Source organism: Variovorax sp. PMC12, assembly GCF_003019815.1.
In the GTDB taxonomy this organism is placed as follows: domain Bacteria; phylum Pseudomonadota; class Gammaproteobacteria; order Burkholderiales; family Burkholderiaceae_C; genus Variovorax.
Genome location: NZ_CP027773.1, coordinates 4,919,711 through 4,935,238, shown reverse-complemented (window position 1 = coordinate 4,935,238; position 15,528 = coordinate 4,919,711). Strand labels below are relative to the sequence as shown.

The 15,528-nt window shown below is 68.9% G+C and carries 17 protein-coding genes and 1 tRNA gene; 12 read left to right on the top strand and 6 right to left on the bottom strand.

Translation table 11 applies throughout. The annotated features are described in order from the left end of the window. Nucleotides 1-15 precede the first annotated feature (15 nt). Genes C4F17_RS23010 through rbsD form a run of 3 tightly spaced genes read left to right on the top strand, consistent with a single transcriptional unit; the run spans nucleotide 16 to nucleotide 2,458 of the window. On the top strand, nucleotides 16-1,107 hold the full coding sequence (locus C4F17_RS23010; RefSeq protein WP_081271104.1) for a LacI family DNA-binding transcriptional regulator: 1,092 nt from the start codon (nucleotides 16-18) through the stop codon (nucleotides 1,105-1,107). Beyond that, entirely contained in the window at nucleotides 1,104-2,069 is a 966-nt protein-coding gene (rbsK, locus tag C4F17_RS23005; protein WP_106936792.1) for a ribokinase, read from the top strand. Before C4F17_RS23010 ends, rbsK begins: the two co-directional genes overlap by 4 nt. Next, nucleotides 2,066-2,458 carry a D-ribose pyranase gene (gene rbsD, locus C4F17_RS23000; RefSeq protein WP_106936791.1) on the top strand — a complete coding sequence of 131 codons (393 nt, stop codon included), beginning with the start codon at nucleotides 2,066-2,068 and terminating at the stop codon, nucleotides 2,456-2,458. The genes rbsK and rbsD overlap by 4 nt, the downstream gene beginning before the upstream one ends. A 25-nt stretch (nucleotides 2,459-2,483) precedes the next feature. Here rbsD and C4F17_RS22995 read toward each other — a convergent pair whose 3' ends face one another. Continuing rightward, nucleotides 2,484-3,365, bottom strand: a complete 882-nt coding sequence (locus C4F17_RS22995) for an MOSC domain-containing protein (RefSeq protein WP_106936790.1) — start codon at nucleotides 3,363-3,365, stop codon at nucleotides 2,484-2,486. A gap of 146 nt (nucleotides 3,366-3,511) precedes the next feature. Here C4F17_RS22995 and C4F17_RS22990 point away from each other — a divergent pair, with 146 nt between their 5' ends. From C4F17_RS22990 to C4F17_RS22980, 3 genes are read left to right on the top strand one after another with little or no spacing between them, the layout of a single operon-like run. Further along, complete coding sequence (locus C4F17_RS22990) at nucleotides 3,512-4,639, top strand: FAD-dependent monooxygenase (protein WP_106936789.1); 1,128 nt, start codon at nucleotides 3,512-3,514, stop codon at nucleotides 4,637-4,639. Between the two features lie 40 nt (nucleotides 4,640-4,679). After that, complete coding sequence (locus tag C4F17_RS22985) at nucleotides 4,680-5,402, top strand: DsbC family protein (protein ID WP_081271109.1); 723 nt, start codon at nucleotides 4,680-4,682, stop codon at nucleotides 5,400-5,402. After that, a complete protein-coding gene (locus tag C4F17_RS22980) occupies nucleotides 5,402-7,252 on the top strand; it encodes a M61 family metallopeptidase (RefSeq protein WP_106936788.1) in 1,851 nt (616 codons plus the stop codon). The genes C4F17_RS22985 and C4F17_RS22980 overlap by 1 nt, the downstream gene beginning before the upstream one ends. Here the strand turns inward: C4F17_RS22980 and C4F17_RS22975 are convergent, their stop codons facing one another. Together C4F17_RS22975 and C4F17_RS22970 are read right to left on the bottom strand one after the other, a co-directional pair. After that, complete coding sequence (locus C4F17_RS22975) at nucleotides 7,253-7,837, bottom strand: DUF2325 domain-containing protein (protein ID WP_106937673.1); 585 nt, start codon at nucleotides 7,835-7,837, stop codon at nucleotides 7,253-7,255. A gap of 61 nt (nucleotides 7,838-7,898) precedes the next feature. Further along, entirely contained in the window at nucleotides 7,899-8,234 is a 336-nt protein-coding gene (locus C4F17_RS22970) for an SMR family transporter (protein ID WP_093130430.1), read from the bottom strand. Between the two features lie 97 nt (nucleotides 8,235-8,331). On the opposite strand from C4F17_RS22970, the gene C4F17_RS22965 reads away from it, so the two are divergent. After that, the gene (locus C4F17_RS22965) at nucleotides 8,332-9,111 is read left to right on the top strand and encodes an enoyl-CoA hydratase (RefSeq protein WP_106936787.1); all 780 of its coding nucleotides are present in this window, start codon (nucleotides 8,332-8,334) and stop codon (nucleotides 9,109-9,111) included. A gap of 31 nt (nucleotides 9,112-9,142) precedes the next feature. Here C4F17_RS22965 and C4F17_RS33185 read toward each other — a convergent pair whose 3' ends face one another. Next, the gene (locus tag C4F17_RS33185; protein WP_199851881.1) at nucleotides 9,143-10,348 is read right to left on the bottom strand and encodes a hypothetical protein; all 1,206 of its coding nucleotides are present in this window, start codon (nucleotides 10,346-10,348) and stop codon (nucleotides 9,143-9,145) included. Beyond that, nucleotides 10,345-11,010: a sigma-70 family RNA polymerase sigma factor gene (locus C4F17_RS22955; RefSeq protein WP_106936786.1), complete on the bottom strand. Its 666-nt coding sequence runs from the start codon at nucleotides 11,008-11,010 to the stop codon at nucleotides 10,345-10,347. The genes C4F17_RS33185 and C4F17_RS22955 overlap by 4 nt, the downstream gene beginning before the upstream one ends. 146 nt (nucleotides 11,011-11,156) lie before the next feature. On the opposite strand from C4F17_RS22955, the gene C4F17_RS22950 reads away from it, so the two are divergent. The 5 genes from C4F17_RS22950 (at nucleotide 11,157) to C4F17_RS22930 (ending at nucleotide 13,637) form a co-directional block, all read left to right on the top strand. Beyond that, a tRNA-Met gene (locus tag C4F17_RS22950) sits at nucleotides 11,157-11,233 on the top strand. Between the two features lie 67 nt (nucleotides 11,234-11,300). After that, nucleotides 11,301-11,702: a DUF2946 family protein gene (locus C4F17_RS22945; protein ID WP_234382316.1), complete on the top strand. Its 402-nt coding sequence runs from the start codon at nucleotides 11,301-11,303 to the stop codon at nucleotides 11,700-11,702. 124 nt (nucleotides 11,703-11,826) lie between these two features. Then, a complete protein-coding gene (locus C4F17_RS22940) occupies nucleotides 11,827-12,438 on the top strand; it encodes an SCO family protein (protein ID WP_106936785.1) in 612 nt (203 codons plus the stop codon). Nucleotides 12,439-12,479: 41 nt separating this feature from the next. Next, nucleotides 12,480-12,965: a copper chaperone PCu(A)C gene (locus C4F17_RS22935; RefSeq protein ID WP_081271115.1), complete on the top strand. Its 486-nt coding sequence runs from the start codon at nucleotides 12,480-12,482 to the stop codon at nucleotides 12,963-12,965. Nucleotides 12,966-13,151: 186 nt separating this feature from the next. Then, a complete protein-coding gene (locus C4F17_RS22930; RefSeq protein WP_234382314.1) occupies nucleotides 13,152-13,637 on the top strand; it encodes a hypothetical protein in 486 nt (161 codons plus the stop codon). Nucleotides 13,638-13,821: 184 nt separating this feature from the next. Here C4F17_RS22930 and C4F17_RS22925 read toward each other — a convergent pair whose 3' ends face one another. After that, nucleotides 13,822-15,462 carry a 3-(methylthio)propionyl-CoA ligase gene (locus C4F17_RS22925; protein ID WP_106936784.1) on the bottom strand — a complete coding sequence of 547 codons (1,641 nt, stop codon included), beginning with the start codon at nucleotides 15,460-15,462 and terminating at the stop codon, nucleotides 13,822-13,824. Between the last annotated feature and the right edge of the window lie 66 nt (nucleotides 15,463-15,528).

Sequence of the window (15,528 nt, the reverse complement as noted above, 5' to 3'; positions counted from 1 at the left end):
AAAAGGACAAGCCCCATGGCCACCATCAAGGACGTCGCGCTCAAGGCGGAGGTTTCGGTCACCACCGTGTCGCACGTGGTGAACGACACGCGCCACGTGAGCGCCAAGGTGCGCGAGCGCGTGGAGCTCGCCATCCGCGAACTGGGCTATGTGCCCAACGCGATGGCGCGCAGCCTGAAGAGCAACACCACTTCGACGCTGGGCATGCTGATTCCCAACAGCTCGAACCCCTACTTCGCCGAGATCGTGCGCATCGTGGAAGACCGCTGCTTCGGCGCCGGCTACACGCTGGTGCTGTGCAACACCGACGACGAGCCCCACCGCCAGAGCGTCTACCTGCAGGTGCTGGCCGAGCGCCGCATCGACGGGCTGATCGTGGTGTCGACCGGCGCGGGCGACGAGGAATCCCTGATGAAGCAGCTGCGCGGCCTGCGCATGCCCACGGTGCTGGTCGACCGCGAGATCGCCGACCCGGCCTGCGACCTGGTGGAGACCGCGCACATGCAGGGCGGCCTGCTCGCGGTGCGGCATCTGCTGTCGCTGGGCCACAAGCGCATTGCCTGCATCGGCGGGCCGGTGGGCGTGATGCCGAGCGAGCAGCGCATCGAGGGCTGGCGCATGGCGCTGGCAGAGACCGGCGCAACGCCCGACATCGCGAATGCGCAAGCGCTGCTCTGGCGCGGCGGCTTCACCAGCCAGGGCGGCTACGAGGCCATGCACGCCATCCTGCGCACCGAACAGAAGCCGTCGGCGGTGTTCGTCTGCAACGACCTGATGGCCATCGGCGCGCTGCGCGCCGCGCACGAGAGCGGCGTGCGCGTGCCGGACGATCTTTCGATCGTCGGCTTCGACGACATCGAACTCTCGGCCTACACCAGCCCGCCGCTCACCACGGTGGCGCAGCCCAAGGAGCGCATCGGTGCGCTGGCGGTCGACATGCTGCTCGAGCGCGTCGGCGGCAAGCGCCGCGATGCGCGCAAGGTGGTGCTGCAGCCCGAGCTGCGCGTGCGCGCCTCGACTGCGCGGCACGCGAGTTTCCGCGAGCCCGCCGCCCCCGTTCCGGCCGAAACGCCTTCCACGCAAACCCGAAAGTCCCGCACCCCGTGAGCCTGAAGCCTTCCTCCAGCAGCCCAGCCCGGGCCCCGCGCATCGTGGTGCTCGGCAGCCTCAACATGGACCTGGTGCTGCGCGTGCCGCACGCCCCGGCCGCGGGCGAAACCCTGCTCGGCCATTCGATCGCCACCATCCCCGGCGGCAAGGGCGCCAACCAGGCCGTGAGCTGCGCGCGCGAGGGCGCTCAGGTGCGCATGATCGGCTGCGTCGGCGACGACGCGCACGGCTCGGCGCTGCGCGATGCGCTCCAGCGCGACGGCATCGACACCGCCGCCCTGCGCACCGTGGCCGGCGAGCCCACCGGCACGGCGCTGATCCTCGTGGAGGACAGCGGCCAGAACCGCATCGTGCTGATTCCCGGCGCCAACGCGCGCCTGGAGGTCGACGAAGCCGCGCTGGCGCAGCAGGTGCAGGGCGCGGCCTTCCTGGTGGCGCAGTTCGAGACGCCGCTGGACCAGGTGGCGCGCGGCATCGCCGTGGCGCATGGCGCGGGCTGCAAGGTGATGCTCAACCCCTCGCCGGTACAGCCGATCGCCGAGCCCCTGTGGCCGCTGATCGACACGCTGGTGGTCAACGAGATCGAGGCGCAGGCGCTGTGCGGCCAGTCCGCCGACAGCCCGCAGGAAGCGGCGCAGGCCGGCCGGGCGCTGCGCGCCAAGGGCATCGCGCGCGTGGTCGTCACGCTGGGCGCGCGCGGCGCGGTGGCCGTCGATGCCGACGGTGCGCGCCACCATCCCGCGCCCAAGGTGCAGGCGGTCGACACCACGGCCGCCGGCGACACCTTCCTGGGTGCGCTCGCGGTCGCGCTGGGCGAAGGCCAGTCTTTCGACGACGCCGTTCGCCTGGGCATCCGCGCCGCCGCGCTGTGCATCCAGCAGCCGGGCGCCCAACCCTCCATTCCGCAGCGCGACGCCGTTCTGCTGAGCCCGCTGCCGCCCGACTGGATCACGCTGTGAAACGTTCTCCCCTGCTGCACGCCGAACTCTCCCATGTGATCGCCTCGCTGGGTCACGGCGACATGCTCGTGCTCGGCGACGCCGGCCTGCCGATTCCCGACGGCCCGCGCCGCATCGACCTGGCCGTGGCGCGCGGCGTGCCGCGGCTCGACGAGGTGCTGCAGGCGGTGCTGTCGGAGATGCAGGTCGAAGGCATCGTGGTGGCCGACGAAGCGCTGGACGACGCGAAGAATCCGCCGGGCTGGTATCCGCAGTCGCTGGGCATCGCGCCGCAGACGGTAGCGCATGAAGAATTCAAGCGCCGCACCGCGAAGGCCCGGGCCATGGTGCGCACGGGCGAATGCACGCCCTACGCCAACATCATCCTGATCGCTGGCGTGAAGTTCTGAAGCGGCACCGCCCGGGCGCCGCCGGTCATTCGAATTTGTAGTTCGCGCCCACCGGCTGGCCGACCTTGAGCACGTGCTCCACGCCCCGGATCACGATGCAGTTCATGCCGAAGGTGATGCCGCCGTCCACGCGCGGATCGGCGCGGTAGGTGCGCAGGGTGTTGCCGACCTCGGGGCTGCTGACGGCGGTGGCCGGGTCGATGTCCGGGATCGGGCAGCGCGTGCAGGGCTTGACGGGGCGGAGTTCGGCTTCGCCCTCGCCGGTGGCGATGTGCAGCGCGTCCACCCGGTCCTCGTCGTGCGACTCGATGCCCGCCAGCACGATGTTGGGCCGGAAGCGCTCGATGCCCACGGCATCGTGGCCCTGCGCGGCAAGGCGCTCGTTCAGCTCGGCCAGCGAGCCTTCGCTCGCCACCAGCACCGGGTAGCCGTCGGCGAACTGGTTCTCGGCCTCGATGCCGCCGGTCCACTTCAGGCTGGACAGGCGCTTGTGTTCCGGGTCGAAGCGCACGAGACGCAGGGTCTGCGGCTTGCCGGGCTCCGACAGGAAATCGCTGAACCACTGCGCGGCGATGTCGCCCATGTCGTAGGCCGCCACTTCGTCCTTCCAGACGCGCACGCGCACCGGTTTCTCGACGCGGTCGAAGGCCAGGTGCAGCGCCAGCATGCCGGGGGCGCGCAGAACCACTTCCATGTGCTTCATCTGCGGCTTGATCAGCGCCATGCGCGGCAGCTGCCGCTGGGTGACGAATTCGCCCTGGGCGTCGACCACCATCCAGGCGCGGTCGAATTCCAGGCCGGTCTCGGTCAGCAGCACCTCGGGAAGCTCGACCCCGCCGCAGGACTTGACCGGGTAGATGAACAGGCGCGCGATGGTGGCTTCGAGGTCGAAAGCGGGCTGGGACACGGTGGGGGTTCCTTGGAAATCGGCGGCAATTGTCCCGCAGCTTTGGAAAGTACCCTGAGCCGTTCCGGGGATACTGCGGGACCGGCTCCGCCGGGCCGCTGGTAGCGCCCCCGCGAGGGGGCGGGCGTAATCCATACAATCGTTTCATGGCTCTCCCCCCAGAAGTTTGCATTCGCGGCGCCGGCATCGTCGGCCGCACGCTGGCCCTGCTGCTCGCGCGCGAGCGTGTGCGCGTCGCGCTGGTGGTGCCCCCGGCCACGCAGGGCAAGCAGGACGTCCGCGCCTATGCGCTGAACACCGCCTCCCGCACGCTGCTCGAATCGCTGCGCGCCTGGCCCGACGCCGCGCACGCCACGCCGGTGCGCGAAATGCTCGTGCACGGCGACGAAGGCGGCCGGGTGCATTTCAGCGCCACGCGCCAGAAAGTCGACGCGCTGGCCTGGATCGTCGACGTGCCCGCGCTCGAGCAGCAACTGGCAGACGCCGTGCGCTTCCAGCCCCTGATCGAAGTCGTGGCCGAGCCGGTCGCCGCACCGCTCACCGTGGTGTGCGAAGGCAAGGCCAGCGCCACGCGCGAGGCGCTCGGCGTGAGCTACGAGGTCACGCGCTATCCCCAGCATGCGATAGCGGCGCGGCTCGAGGCAGAGCAGTCGCACGACGGCATCGCGCGCCAGTGGTTCAACGACAAGGGCGAGGTGCTCGCGCTGCTGCCTCTGGGCGGCGTGCACGGCAGGACGGTCGCGCTGGTCTGGTCGGTCGACCAGTTGCGCGCACCGGCCCTGCTTGCGCAAGGCGACGAAGAATTCAATGCCGCGGTCACCGAGGCCAGCCGCGCGGCGCTCGGTGCGCTCAAGCTCACGAGCGAGCGCGGTGCCTGGCCGCTGGCCCGCGCCATCGCCGATCGCTGGACCGGCGCCATGCCCGGCCAGCCGGCCCGCTCCTGGGCGCTGGCGGGCGACGCCGCCCACACGGTGCACCCGCTCGCCGGCCAGGGCCTGAACCTGGGCCTGGCCGACGCCTCTGCGCTGGCCGATGTGATCAAGAACCGCGACTACTGGCGCAGCGTGGGCGACGCGCGCCTGCTGCGCCGCTACGAACGCGCCCGCCGTGCCGACGTGCTGCAGATGAGCCTGGCGACCGACGGACTGCAGCAACTTTTCTCGCACAACCTGGGGCCGCTGCCTGCATTGCGCAACTGGGGCATGCGCGGTTTCGACCGCACGCGCCTCGTCAAGCACTGGATCACGGCCCAGGCGATGGGCCTGAAGGCCTGACGCCCCGCCATCTTCTCGAATCGAACCAACGGATCTCCCGATGACACTCGCACGCAACCTCCTACTCGCCGCCTGCACGCTGGGCGCGGTCGTGGCCGCCACAGCCGGCGAAGCCGAGATCCGCAAGAACCTGCCGGCGCGCATTCCGCAGTTCCCCGCCATCGACGAAGTGTCGAAGTCGCCGATTCCGGGCCTCTACGAAGTGCGCGTGAACAGCTCGCAGATCTTCTACACCGACGAGCAGGGCAACTACCTGATCCAGGGCAACCTGATCGACGTGAAGTCGCGCAAGAACCTGACCGAGGAACGGGTCGAGAAGCTCAGCGCCGTCGCCTTCGACCAGCTGCCGCTGAAGGACTCGATCAAGATCGTGCGCGGCAACGGCAAGCGCAAGCTCGCCGTGTTCGAAGACCCGAACTGCGGCTACTGCAAGCGCTTCGAGAAGGACATGAAGACGGTCGACAACGTGACCGTTTACCTGTTCCTGTACCCCGTGCTCGGCCCCGATTCGAACATCAAGTCGCGCGACATCTGGTGCAGCAAGGACAAGGGCAAGGCCTGGGGCGACTGGATGGAGTCGAGCACCCGTCCCGCCACCGCGCCCAGCAGCTGCGACGTGACCGCGCTGCAGCGCAACGTCGAGTTCGGCCGCAAGTACAACATCACCGGCACGCCCACGCTGATCTTCAGCGACGGCACGCGCACGCCCGGCGCCATTCCCGCAGAGCAGGTCGAGAAGCAACTCGCCGCTTCGTCGAGCTGATGGCGACGAAGGCTCCTGCGCGGCGCAGTACCGCCGCTACCGCCGTGCCCGTGGCCGGCGTGCGCTTTCGCGTCGAATGCGCGGATCTCCATGCGCGCCTGTTCGGGGTGACGCTGACCATCGACGCGCCCGCCGCGCAGCAGCGCGTGTCGCTGCCGGTGTGGATTCCGGGCAGCTACCTGGTGCGCGAATTCGCCAAGAACCTGCAGGGCCTGCGCGCCACGCAGGGGCGCCGCAAGCCGACGCTGACGCAGCTCGACAAATGCAGCTGGCTCGTCGAATGCACGCCCGGCCAGCCGCTGGTGCTGAACTACCAGGTCTGCGCCTACGACAACTCGGTGCGCACCGCCTGGCTCGACGCCGAGCGCGGCTTCTTCAACGGCACCAGCGTATGCCTGCGGGTCGAAGGCCAGACCGACGCGCCGCATGCGCTGGAGATCGTCGCGCCCGTGCTGCCTGAGGATGCCGCGCGCTGGTCCTGCGCCACCGCGCTGGTTCCGCTCAAGACCGACAAACACGGCTTCGGCAGCTACCGCGCCGCCGACTACGACGAGCTGGCCGACAGCCCGGTCGAACTGGGCGCCTTCTGGAGCGCCGATTTCGAAGCCTGCGGCGTGCCGCACCGCTTCGTGGTGGCGGGCGCCGCAGCCTCGTTCGACGGCGACCGGCTCATTGCCGACACCAAGGCCATCTGCGAAGCAGAGATGCGCTTCTGGCACGGCGACAAGGCCGGCAAGCGCGGCGGCCCGAAGCTGCCGATCGACCGCTACGTGTTCATGCTCAATGCGGTGGACGACGGCTACGGCGGGCTCGAGCATCGCCACTCCACGGCGCTTATCTGCAACCGCCGCGACCTGCCGCAGCGCGGCGAGAAGAAAAAGCAGCCCGAGGGCTACACCACGCTGATGGGCCTCATCAGCCACGAGTACTTCCACACCTGGAACGTCAAGCGCATGCGGCCCGCCGAGTTCGCGCGCTACGACTACAGCCAGGAAAACTACACGCAGCTGCTGTGGTTCTTCGAGGGCTTCACCAGCTACTACGACGACCTGCTGCTGCGCCGCGCCGGCCGCATCGACGACGCGGCCTACCTGCGCCTGCTGAACAAGACCATCAACCAGGTCATGCAGACGCCGGGCCGGCTGGTGCAGCCGGTGGCCGACGCGAGCTTCGACGCCTGGGTCAAGTACTACCGCCAGGACGAGCAGACGCCCAACAGCACGGTGAGCTATTACACCAAGGGCGCGCTGGTGGCGCTGTGCTTCGACCTCACGCTGCGCCATGAAGGCAAGGGCACCCTTGATGACGTGATGCGCCACCTGTGGACGCACAGCGGCGGCGGGCCGATCAGCGAAGCCGACTTCGCGGCCGCGCTGGAGGCCGTGAGCGGCCGCTCGTATGCGGCGGAACTCGCGCGCTGGGTGCATTCGACCGAGGAGCTTCCGCTTGCGCAGCTTCTGCGTGCGCACGGCGTCGCCACGCTGGAAGACCCGTCGCAGCAGGCGCAGGTACTGGGCCTGCGCGTGGCCGAAACCAACGGCAGCGTGCAGGTCAAGGTGGTGCTGCGCGGCGGAGCGGCCGAGAAGGCCGGCTTTTCGGCGAACGACGAGTGGATCGGCATCGAGCTGCCTGCTGTCGGCCGGAAGGGCCAGCAGCGGCCGGCGCAAGCCTGGCGCATCGCCAAGCTCGACGACCTCGCGCTGTACCTGGGCGATGCGACGAAGTTCACGGCCATCGTCGCGCGTGACCGCAAGCTGCTCAGGCTGCCGCTCGCGCTGCCGGCCAACGCGACCACCTGGCGCCTGTTCGCGCACGATGCCGCCAAGGCGGCGGGCTGGCTGGCCGGCTAGCTAGGCGTTTTCCGGCGCGGCCGGGTGCCGCACGAACATCATCGGCTGCGGCTCCCCGACCAGCACGCAGGGCTTGCCGGTCCTGCGGCAGTGGTCCTGCACGCGCCAATAGGCGCCGTGGCTCACGCAGCCGGTCTGGCAGATCACCAGGTCGGCGGCACGCAGGCTGGCTTCGAGCGCGGGATCGTCCGCGTCGACACCGCCGTCGTGGTGCAGGTAGCGTCCTCCCGCGATTTCGACCAGCTGGCGTGCGAGCGACGGCGCCTGGTCTTCATGGCCGACGCACAGCACGGCTTTCTCGCGCAGATCGGCGGGCGCTTGCGGCCGGGACGGCCGCAGATGGCGCCGGCTGCCCGGCGACAGCAGCGCATTCAGCCGCTTGGGCAGCGCCCCGCCCGCGGCGGCACGCGCGGCCAGCTCCTCGCGCACGATGGCAACGGCCGAATCGCGCGCCACCAGTGCGCCGCGCAAACGGACGATCTGCGCCTCGAGCCTTTCGACCAGCGCGGCCTGCTCGGCCAGCAGGCGCGAGCAGCGCTCCTGGGCCCGGGCATAGGCCCGCAGCAACACGGCATGTTCTTGCATCGGGAACTCCATGGCGGGCATTCTAGATGAGAGCAATTCTCAACTGAAGTCCATTTGGTGCTTAGTGCGAAACCGACTTCGAGAACACGTTCACCACCACCACGCCCGCGATGATCAGCCCGAGCCCCGCGATGGCCGGCCCGTCGAGCTTCTGGCCGAACCACAGCCAGCTCACGAGCGAGATCAGCACGATGCCCACGCCCGACCAGATCGCATAGGCGATGCCGGTCGGAATGGTGCGCAGCGTCAGCGAGAGGAAGAAGAACGCGACCACATAGCCGGCCACCGAGGCCAGCGTGGGCCACAGCCGCGTGAAACCATCCGAGCCCTTGAGGAAACTGGTGGCGATCACTTCGGCCACGATGGCGACGAACAGGTAGGCATAGTTGGAACTCATGGCGGGCACTCTATGGGAACTCGCCATGCCCTGCCACCCACGCCGGCCATGCTGGGTATAGTGAAGCGCGTTTTTCTTCCCCTTCCCCGGAGACACCATGAGCTACGAAAACATCGAAGTGCGGACCGAAGCAGGCAAGGTCGGCATCATCACCCTCAACCGCCCGAAGGCCCTGAATGCGCTGAACGATGCGCTGATGACCGAACTGGGCCAGGCCCTGAAGGCCTTCGATGCGGACGATGCCATCGGCTGCATCATCCTCACGGGCAGCGAGCGCGCCTTCGCGGCCGGCGCCGACATCGCGGCGATGGCGAAGTACAGCTTCATCGACACCTACAAGGGCGACTACATCACGCGCAACTGGGAAATCATCCGCTCGATCCGCAAGCCGGTGATCGGCGCGGTGGCCGGCTTCGCGCTGGGCGGCGGCTGCGAGCTGGCGATGATGTGCGACTTCATCATCGCGGCCGACAACGCGAAGTTCGGCCAGCCCGAGATCAAGATCGGCGTGATCCCCGGTGCCGGCGGCACGCAGCGCCTGCCGCGCGCGGTGGGCAAGAGCAAGGCCATGGACATGGTGCTCACGGCCCGCATGATGGACGCGGCCGAAGCCGAGCGCGCCGGCCTCGTGAGCCGCGTGGTGCCCCTCGAGAAGCTCGCCGACGAGGCGCTGGGCGCGGCGCTGGTGATCTGCGGTTTCTCGCAGATCTCGGTGATGGCGGCCAAGGAATCGGTCAACCGCGCCTTCGAAAGCGGCCTGAGCGACGGCGTGATGTTCGAGCGCCGGCTGTTCCACGCGCTGTTCGCCACGCAGGACCAGAAGGAAGGCATGGACGCCTTCCTGAACAAGCGCCAGCCGGACTTCAAGAACGCCTGAGGGCGGATGCGCGCGGCCGGATGCGTTCCGGTCAGCGCGTGAGCAGCGCGCGCAGCGCGTCGAGCGCCTGCGCGGGCGGCGTGCCGACCAGCGCGGTGCCGCCGGGCTGCGGCGTCCAGCGCACCTGGCCGCCGGCGAGCTCCAGCACGGCGACCAGCGTGCTGCCGCGATAGAGCGAGAGACGCGCCTCGACCGGCGCGGCGAGTGCTTCGCCGGGCGCCGTCGCCGAACGGGCCACGGTGCCGACGAGCGCGGGCAAGCCTTCGATGTCGCCGCGCGCGTGGCGCACTTCGGCGCCTGAGCCCGCGAAGCTGAAGGACGTCCACCTGTCCAGCGCAGTGAAGCCCGCCGGGCCTTCTGCCCGCAGGACCGACTTGGGTACTGCAGCGCGCGGGGCGGGGGCGCGCTGCAGCGCGCCGGAGGCGTCTGCGCTCGCGTTGTCGCCTTGCGGTGGCGGCGGCGCGATGGCCGGTGCAGGCGCTGCGGCAGGCGCCGGAGCCTCCGCCGCATAGGCGCGCCGGCGTTCGTTTTCCAAGCGCTCTTCACGTTGCTCGTCGCTGCGCGAAGGAGCGGCCTGCTCAGCCACTGCGGCTGAGGGCGATGCAGGCGCCGGCGCGACTGGCGCTGGGGCAGCCTGCAATGGAGGCGCGGGGCGGCGAACGGCATCCGCGCCGGCATCGCGCTGGGCCTGCGCTTGTTTCTGTTGGTCGGCGGGCGCTTTTTTGGCGGCAGCAGATGGCGGCGATGCCGGTCGAGGCGCAGGCGCGGCAGCCAGCGGCGGTTCCGCAGGAGGCGCGGCCTCGGCCGCCGGTTGAGCGGGCGCAGGCGCAGGTGGTGCCGCCGCTGGCGCTGCAGCGCCGGCAACGCGTGCCTCGCCATCCAGCTGTGCATCCGGCACCGGTTCGCGATGCCACAGCACCGTCACGAAAGTCGCCAGCAGCACCGTGGCGAACGCCGCATTCCAAGGCATGCGCGAACGCGGCTCCCCGCCACCACCGAAGACACGGCGCCACCACGGCACGGCGCTCGCGCTGTTGGCGGCGGTGTTGGCGACGGTGTTCTGCGCGGCCGGCACGGTGGCGACAAGGTTGTGCGCCATCTTCAGGATGGCATCGCGCGTGCGCGGGTCGGGGGTTGCGGCGCTGTCGGGCGCATGGTCCAGCGCGCGGCGCAGGGCCGGGTCGCGCAGGTCGCGTTCATCGTCGCGGTCGAAACCGGTAGTGCCGTTGCCGCTCATGCCCGCTGCTCCAGCACCGCAAGATAACGCGCCATGCAGCCGCGCAGCTTCTGCAGGCCGTAGCGCAGGCGGCTGCGCACGGTCTCGAAACCGATCTCCAGGCTCGCGGCCAGCGCCTCGACGGTCAGGCCGTCTTCGTGGTGCAGCAGGAACGCGGCGCGCTGGTCGCTCGGGAGCTCGTCCAGGCAGGCCAGCAGCCGGCGGCCGGCGGCGCGCCAGAAAGCGAGCTCCTCGGCGGATGGATGCGCGGCAGCGTCCATCGCGCCGCGCACGCCGCGCTCGAGCGCGGGCACGGGATCGCCGTCGTCGTCGGGATGCGCATCGAGCGCCACTTCGCGTCCGCTCACGCGCAGGCGGTCCATCGCAAGGTTGTGTGCAATGGTGAAGGCCCAGGTGCGCCAGGCGGCGCCCTGCGGCGAGAAGCTGTCGCGCGCCGAGATGATCCGCACCCAGGTGTCCTGGAACACCTCGTCGGCCTGCGCCGCGAGCCGCGCGCCCAGCAGCCGCTTGACGAAGCGGAACAGCCCGCCCTCGTGGCGCGCATAGAGCACGTCGAACGCGGCGGCGTCGCCCTGCGCGTAGGCCAGCATCAACTGGTCGTCGGGCATGGCCTGTCGCTCGGTGGCGCTGTCGGCGGAAGGGGCGCGGGGAAGCGCGGACATCGGAGGATTTTCACCCGGGCTTGTACGGGCGACGAGCGGCTTCGGGGTTCGAGCCGGCAAAAATCGACTCGGGTGGCCAGCAGGCTGTTGAACTCGGGCAAAAATCTGGGCTATAATCTTGGGCTCGGCACCAAACAATGCCGAACGGCTCTTTAGCTCAGTCGGTTAGAGCGATGGAATCATAATCCACAGGTCCGCGGTTCGAGTCCGTGAAGAGCCACCAACAATATAAGCCTTGCAAGTCATTGACTTGCAAGGCTTTTTTCTTGGCCGAAGGATAATCGGCGGCAATGCCCGCCTCCTTCCGCGCCACTCGGACCAAGCCTGCCGCCCGCGCAGGCCTGCGTCGTCCCGGCGCGGGCCTGATCCGCTGGGTCTTGCTGTGGTTCGCGCTGTCGCTCGGCGCGGCCATCGCGTCGCCGGTGGTGCATCCGCAGTCCGTGGAGCTGGTGTGCTCGAGCGCCGGGTCGGTCAAGGCCATCGTGCATACCGACGACGGCGCGCAAGAGCTGGGCATGGGCCACATGGACTGCCCGCTGTGCGTGCTGGCAGGCGCGCCGCCCGCGACGCCCGCGGTCGAACTTCCCGCGCTCGTGCCGCCGTGCCATGCGGTGCAGCCGGTTCCGGCCGCGCACGTCGCCGTGGGCACAGCGGCACCTCCGCCCGCGCGCGGCCCTCCTTCGCTCTCCTGACGCTTCCCGTTTCGCTCGTCCGCGCATGCGATGCCGCCGCCTGAGGGCTGGCTTCGTCGCATCGCGGTCCTCCGCACAACGCATCGATCGGCGCTCGCGTCCGGGCGCCAGAGAGCTTTTATCCATGACTCATTCCACGCTTTCACGCCGTGGCCTGCTGCTGTCCGGCAGCACTGCGCTTGCGGCCCTGGCCCTCGCCGGCTGCGACAACGGCAAAGTGCTGCCCGCCAGCTTCAACGGCGTCGACATCAGCGGCGCCACCTACGCGCAGGACTTCCGCCTGACCGACCCCGACGGCCGCGAGCGCACGCTGGCCGACTTCAAGGGCAAGGCGGTGATGATGTTCTTCGGCTTCACGCAATGCCCCGACGTATGCCCCACCGCGCTCGTGCGCGCCGCCGAGATCAGGCGGCTGCTCGGCGCCGACGGCGAACGGCTGCAGGTGATCTTCGTCACCGTCGACCCCGAGCGCGACACGCCCGTGGTGCTCAAGGCCTACACCCAGGCCTTCGATCCGAGCTTCATCGGCCTGTATGGCGACGCGCAGAAGACCAGCGACACCGCGAAGGAGTTCAAGGTCTTCTACAAGAAGGTGCCCACCGGCTCCTCGTACACCATGGACCACTCGGCCTTCAGCTACGTGTTCGACCCCAGGGGAAAGATCCGCCTCGTGCTGCGCCACGAGCAGAGCGCGCAGGAATGCGCCGACGACCTGCGCAAGATCCTGCAGGCCTGACCTTTTCAACCATTCAAATCAAATCCAAGGAGATCCAGACCATGAAGAACCGCATTGCACACATCCTCGCCGTCACCAGCGCAGCGCTGCTGCTCACCGCCCATGCAGCGCACGCGCAAGTCACCGTCAAGGACGCCTGGGTGCGCGCCACCGTGCCGCAGCAGAAGGCCACCGGCGCGTTCATGCAGCTGAGCGCCGCAAAGGACACCAGGCTGGTGTCGGCCAGCTCGCCCGTCACGCCGGTCGTCGAAGTGCACGAGATGGCCATGCAGGACAACGTGATGCGCATGCGCCAGATCGCCGCGCTGGACCTGCCGGCCGGCAAGGCCGTCGAACTCAAGCCCGGCGGCTATCACGTGATGCTGCTCGACCTCAAGCAGCAGGTGAAAGAAGGCGACACCGTGCCGCTCACGCTGGTGTTCGAGGGCAAGGACGGCAAGCGTGAGACGGTGGAGGTGAAGGCGCCGGTGCGGGCGCTGAATGCGTCGGCGCAGCCGGCGGCGGGCCACGGCGGGCACAAGCACTGAGCGCCCCGGCGCGGGACCGGCTGAAGGAACTACCCTGTTTCGGTGATGGCGCCCGCCCCCGGGACGCACAAGAATTGTTAATAAATATTGACAAACCATCCCCTCCCCGGCCGGCGTCTTCGTGGGCCGGATGGCCGAGGGAGGTGCATACGGGGGTTTTCAGTGCCGCTCAGCTACCTGCTCCACTTGGAGAACGCTCGCCTGCCGATGCACGTGACCGGCGCGCAGGATGTGCGCCGGGTCTCCGTCCTGAAGGCGACCGGCCTCATCGAGGCCGCCATCGACCCGGCCTACGACACCGGCAAGGGCAGCTACAGGCTGGCGCAGGACGCGCTGGTGATCTGCATCACCGACGACGGACATGCCGAGATCGACCGGCTGCGCGGCGGCGAGGGCAACGGCAGCAGCACATCGCCGAAGAAGGCATCGAACGCCAGGCTCGAGCCGCTCGACTACCTTCGCGCCATAGAAAGTTCGGCCTTCCCCCTTCGGGTGCAGGACAGGGAGGCGATCGGCTGCGTGGAGGCACTGAAGCAGGCGGGCTTCGTCGATGCGGTCATCGGCCCGGCGCTCACATGGAAGGCCGCCGACGGCGAGCCGCAGGGGCTGGCGGTGATCAAGCGCATCACGCCTTTCGGCCGGGCGCATCTGGCGCGAAGCGCGACCAGGTGATTGCGCGGCATCTGGAATTCCGGCCAACCGGCGCCGCAAGCGGTCGGCGCCAACGGCTGGGCGCGCGGCTGCCTATTCAACAGGCAACGTGGCGGGAACCCACGCCGATGCTTGCTCCGCCGATCCGACTCCCCGCACAACCCACAGAGTTGTCCACAGAAAAATCGAACAAGTCATCAAACCGTCAAACAGATGTCGTCGCCGTGTAACCCTTGAACTGCTCGCGCAGCTTCGTCTTCAGCAGCTTGCCGGTGGCGGTGTGCGGCAGGCTGTCGACGAACACTACGTCGTCCGGTAGCCACCATTTCACGACGCGCTCTGCAAGGAATGTGAGCAGTTCCTCTCGTGTCACTTCCGCTCCTGCGCGCTTGACAACGATGAGCAGCGGCCGCTCCTGCCACTTCGGATGCGCGATGCCGATGACGGCCGCTTCGGCCACCGCCGGGTGCAGGCTCGCCGTGTTCTCGAGGTCGATGGAGGAAATCCATTCGCCGCCCGACTTGATCACGTCCTTCGCGCGGTCGACCAGCTGCACATACCCGTCTTCGTCGATGTTGGCGACGTCGCCCGTGGGAAAGAAGCCTTCGGCGTCGAGCACCGGCCCGCCCTCGCTCTTGAAGTAGCCGCTCGCGATCCACGGTCCGCGCACATGCAGGTGGCCGAAGGCCTTGCCGTCGTGCGGCAGGCGCCGGCCGTCTTCGCCGACGATCTTCAGTTCCACGCCCCACACGCCGCGGCCCTGGCGCATCTTCACGCGCAGCTGCTCTTCCTTGGGCATCGACAGGTGCTTGGGCAGCAGGTTGCCGATCACGCCGATGGGGCTGGTCTCGGTCATGCCCCAGCCCTGCACGAAGTCGGCGCCGAAGTCGCGCTCGAAGCGCTCGATCATGCTGCGCGGCGTGGCGGCGCCGCCCACGCCGATGCGCTTGAGGCCGATGGCGCGGGTGTCGATTTCAGGATGCGCGTCGAAGTACTGGAACAGCATGAGCCAGATGGTGGGTACGGCCTGCGAGAAGCCTACCTTCTCGTCGCGCATCAGCTCGTACAGGCTCTGGCCGTCCATGTGCGGGCCGGGCATGACCAGCTTCGCGCCGGCCATCGCCGCTGCATACGGCATGCCCCAGGCGTTGGCATGGAACATGGGCACCGCGAGCAGCAGCGTCATCTGCGAATTGACGCCGAAGGTGTCGGGCGCGCATTCCATCAGCGAATGCAGCACGGTCGAGCGGTGCGAATACAGCACGCCCTTCGGGTTGCCGGTGGTGCCCGAGGTGTAGCAGAGCGAAGAGGCGGTGCGCTCGTCGAACTCGGGCCAGGCGTAGGCCTCGCTCTGCGCGCCGATGAGTTCGTCGTAGCACAGCAGATTGGGCACGTCGATGGCGGGCATGTGCGCGCGGTCGGTCATGGCGATGAAGGCGCGCACCGACTTCAGGCCCGGTGCGAGCTTCTCCACCAGCGGCGCGAAGGTGGTGTCGAAGAACAGCACCTTGTCTTCCGCATGGTTGACGATGTAGTCGATCTGCTCGGGAAAGAGCCGCGGGTTCACCGTGTGCAGCACCGCGCCCGAGCCCGACACGCCGAAGTACAGCGCCAGGTGGCGATACGTGTTCCAGGCCAGCGTGCCGACGCGGTCGCCGGGCTCGATGCCCAGCGTCTTCAACGCATTGGCCACCTGCTTGGAGCGGCGCTGTATCTCCGCGTAGTTTGTGCGGTGCACCGGGCCCTCCACGGTGCGCCCGACGATCTCGGCGCGCGGGTGGAAGGTGGCCGCGTGATCGATCAGCGACGAGATCAGCAGCGGGCGGTCTTGCATCAATCCGAACATGGTCTTGCCTCCTGTACGCTGGGGCGATGCTAGGCAGCCGCCGTGCCGCGCCGCATCGTCGGAACG

Excerpts from the sequence above, each read along its gene's own strand:
- C4F17_RS22990 (WP_106936789.1), top strand. The coding sequence starts at position 3,512 with ATGGCTCTCCCCCCAGAAGTTTGCATTCGCGGCGCCGGCATCGTCGGC.
- C4F17_RS22955 (WP_106936786.1), bottom strand. The coding sequence starts at position 11,010 with ATGTCCGCGCTTCCCCGCGCCCCTTCCGCCGACAGCGCCACCGAGCGA.
- C4F17_RS22975 (WP_106937673.1), bottom strand. The coding sequence starts at position 7,837 with ATGCAAGAACATGCCGTGTTGCTGCGGGCCTATGCCCGGGCCCAGGAG.
- C4F17_RS33185 (WP_199851881.1), bottom strand. The coding sequence starts at position 10,348 with ATGAGCGGCAACGGCACTACCGGTTTCGACCGCGACGATGAACGCGAC.
- C4F17_RS22980 (WP_106936788.1), top strand. The coding sequence starts at position 5,402 with ATGGCGACGAAGGCTCCTGCGCGGCGCAGTACCGCCGCTACCGCCGTG.
- C4F17_RS22985 (WP_081271109.1), top strand. The coding sequence starts at position 4,680 with ATGACACTCGCACGCAACCTCCTACTCGCCGCCTGCACGCTGGGCGCG.
- C4F17_RS22940 (WP_106936785.1), top strand. The coding sequence starts at position 11,827 with ATGACTCATTCCACGCTTTCACGCCGTGGCCTGCTGCTGTCCGGCAGC.
- C4F17_RS22970 (WP_093130430.1), bottom strand. The coding sequence starts at position 8,234 with ATGAGTTCCAACTATGCCTACCTGTTCGTCGCCATCGTGGCCGAAGTG.
- C4F17_RS22935 (WP_081271115.1), top strand. The coding sequence starts at position 12,480 with ATGAAGAACCGCATTGCACACATCCTCGCCGTCACCAGCGCAGCGCTG.
- C4F17_RS23010 (WP_081271104.1), top strand. The coding sequence starts at position 16 with ATGGCCACCATCAAGGACGTCGCGCTCAAGGCGGAGGTTTCGGTCACC.
- C4F17_RS22945 (WP_234382316.1), top strand. The coding sequence starts at position 11,301 with ATGCCCGCCTCCTTCCGCGCCACTCGGACCAAGCCTGCCGCCCGCGCA.
- C4F17_RS22965 (WP_106936787.1), top strand. The coding sequence starts at position 8,332 with ATGAGCTACGAAAACATCGAAGTGCGGACCGAAGCAGGCAAGGTCGGC.
- C4F17_RS22925 (WP_106936784.1), bottom strand. The coding sequence starts at position 15,462 with ATGTTCGGATTGATGCAAGACCGCCCGCTGCTGATCTCGTCGCTGATC.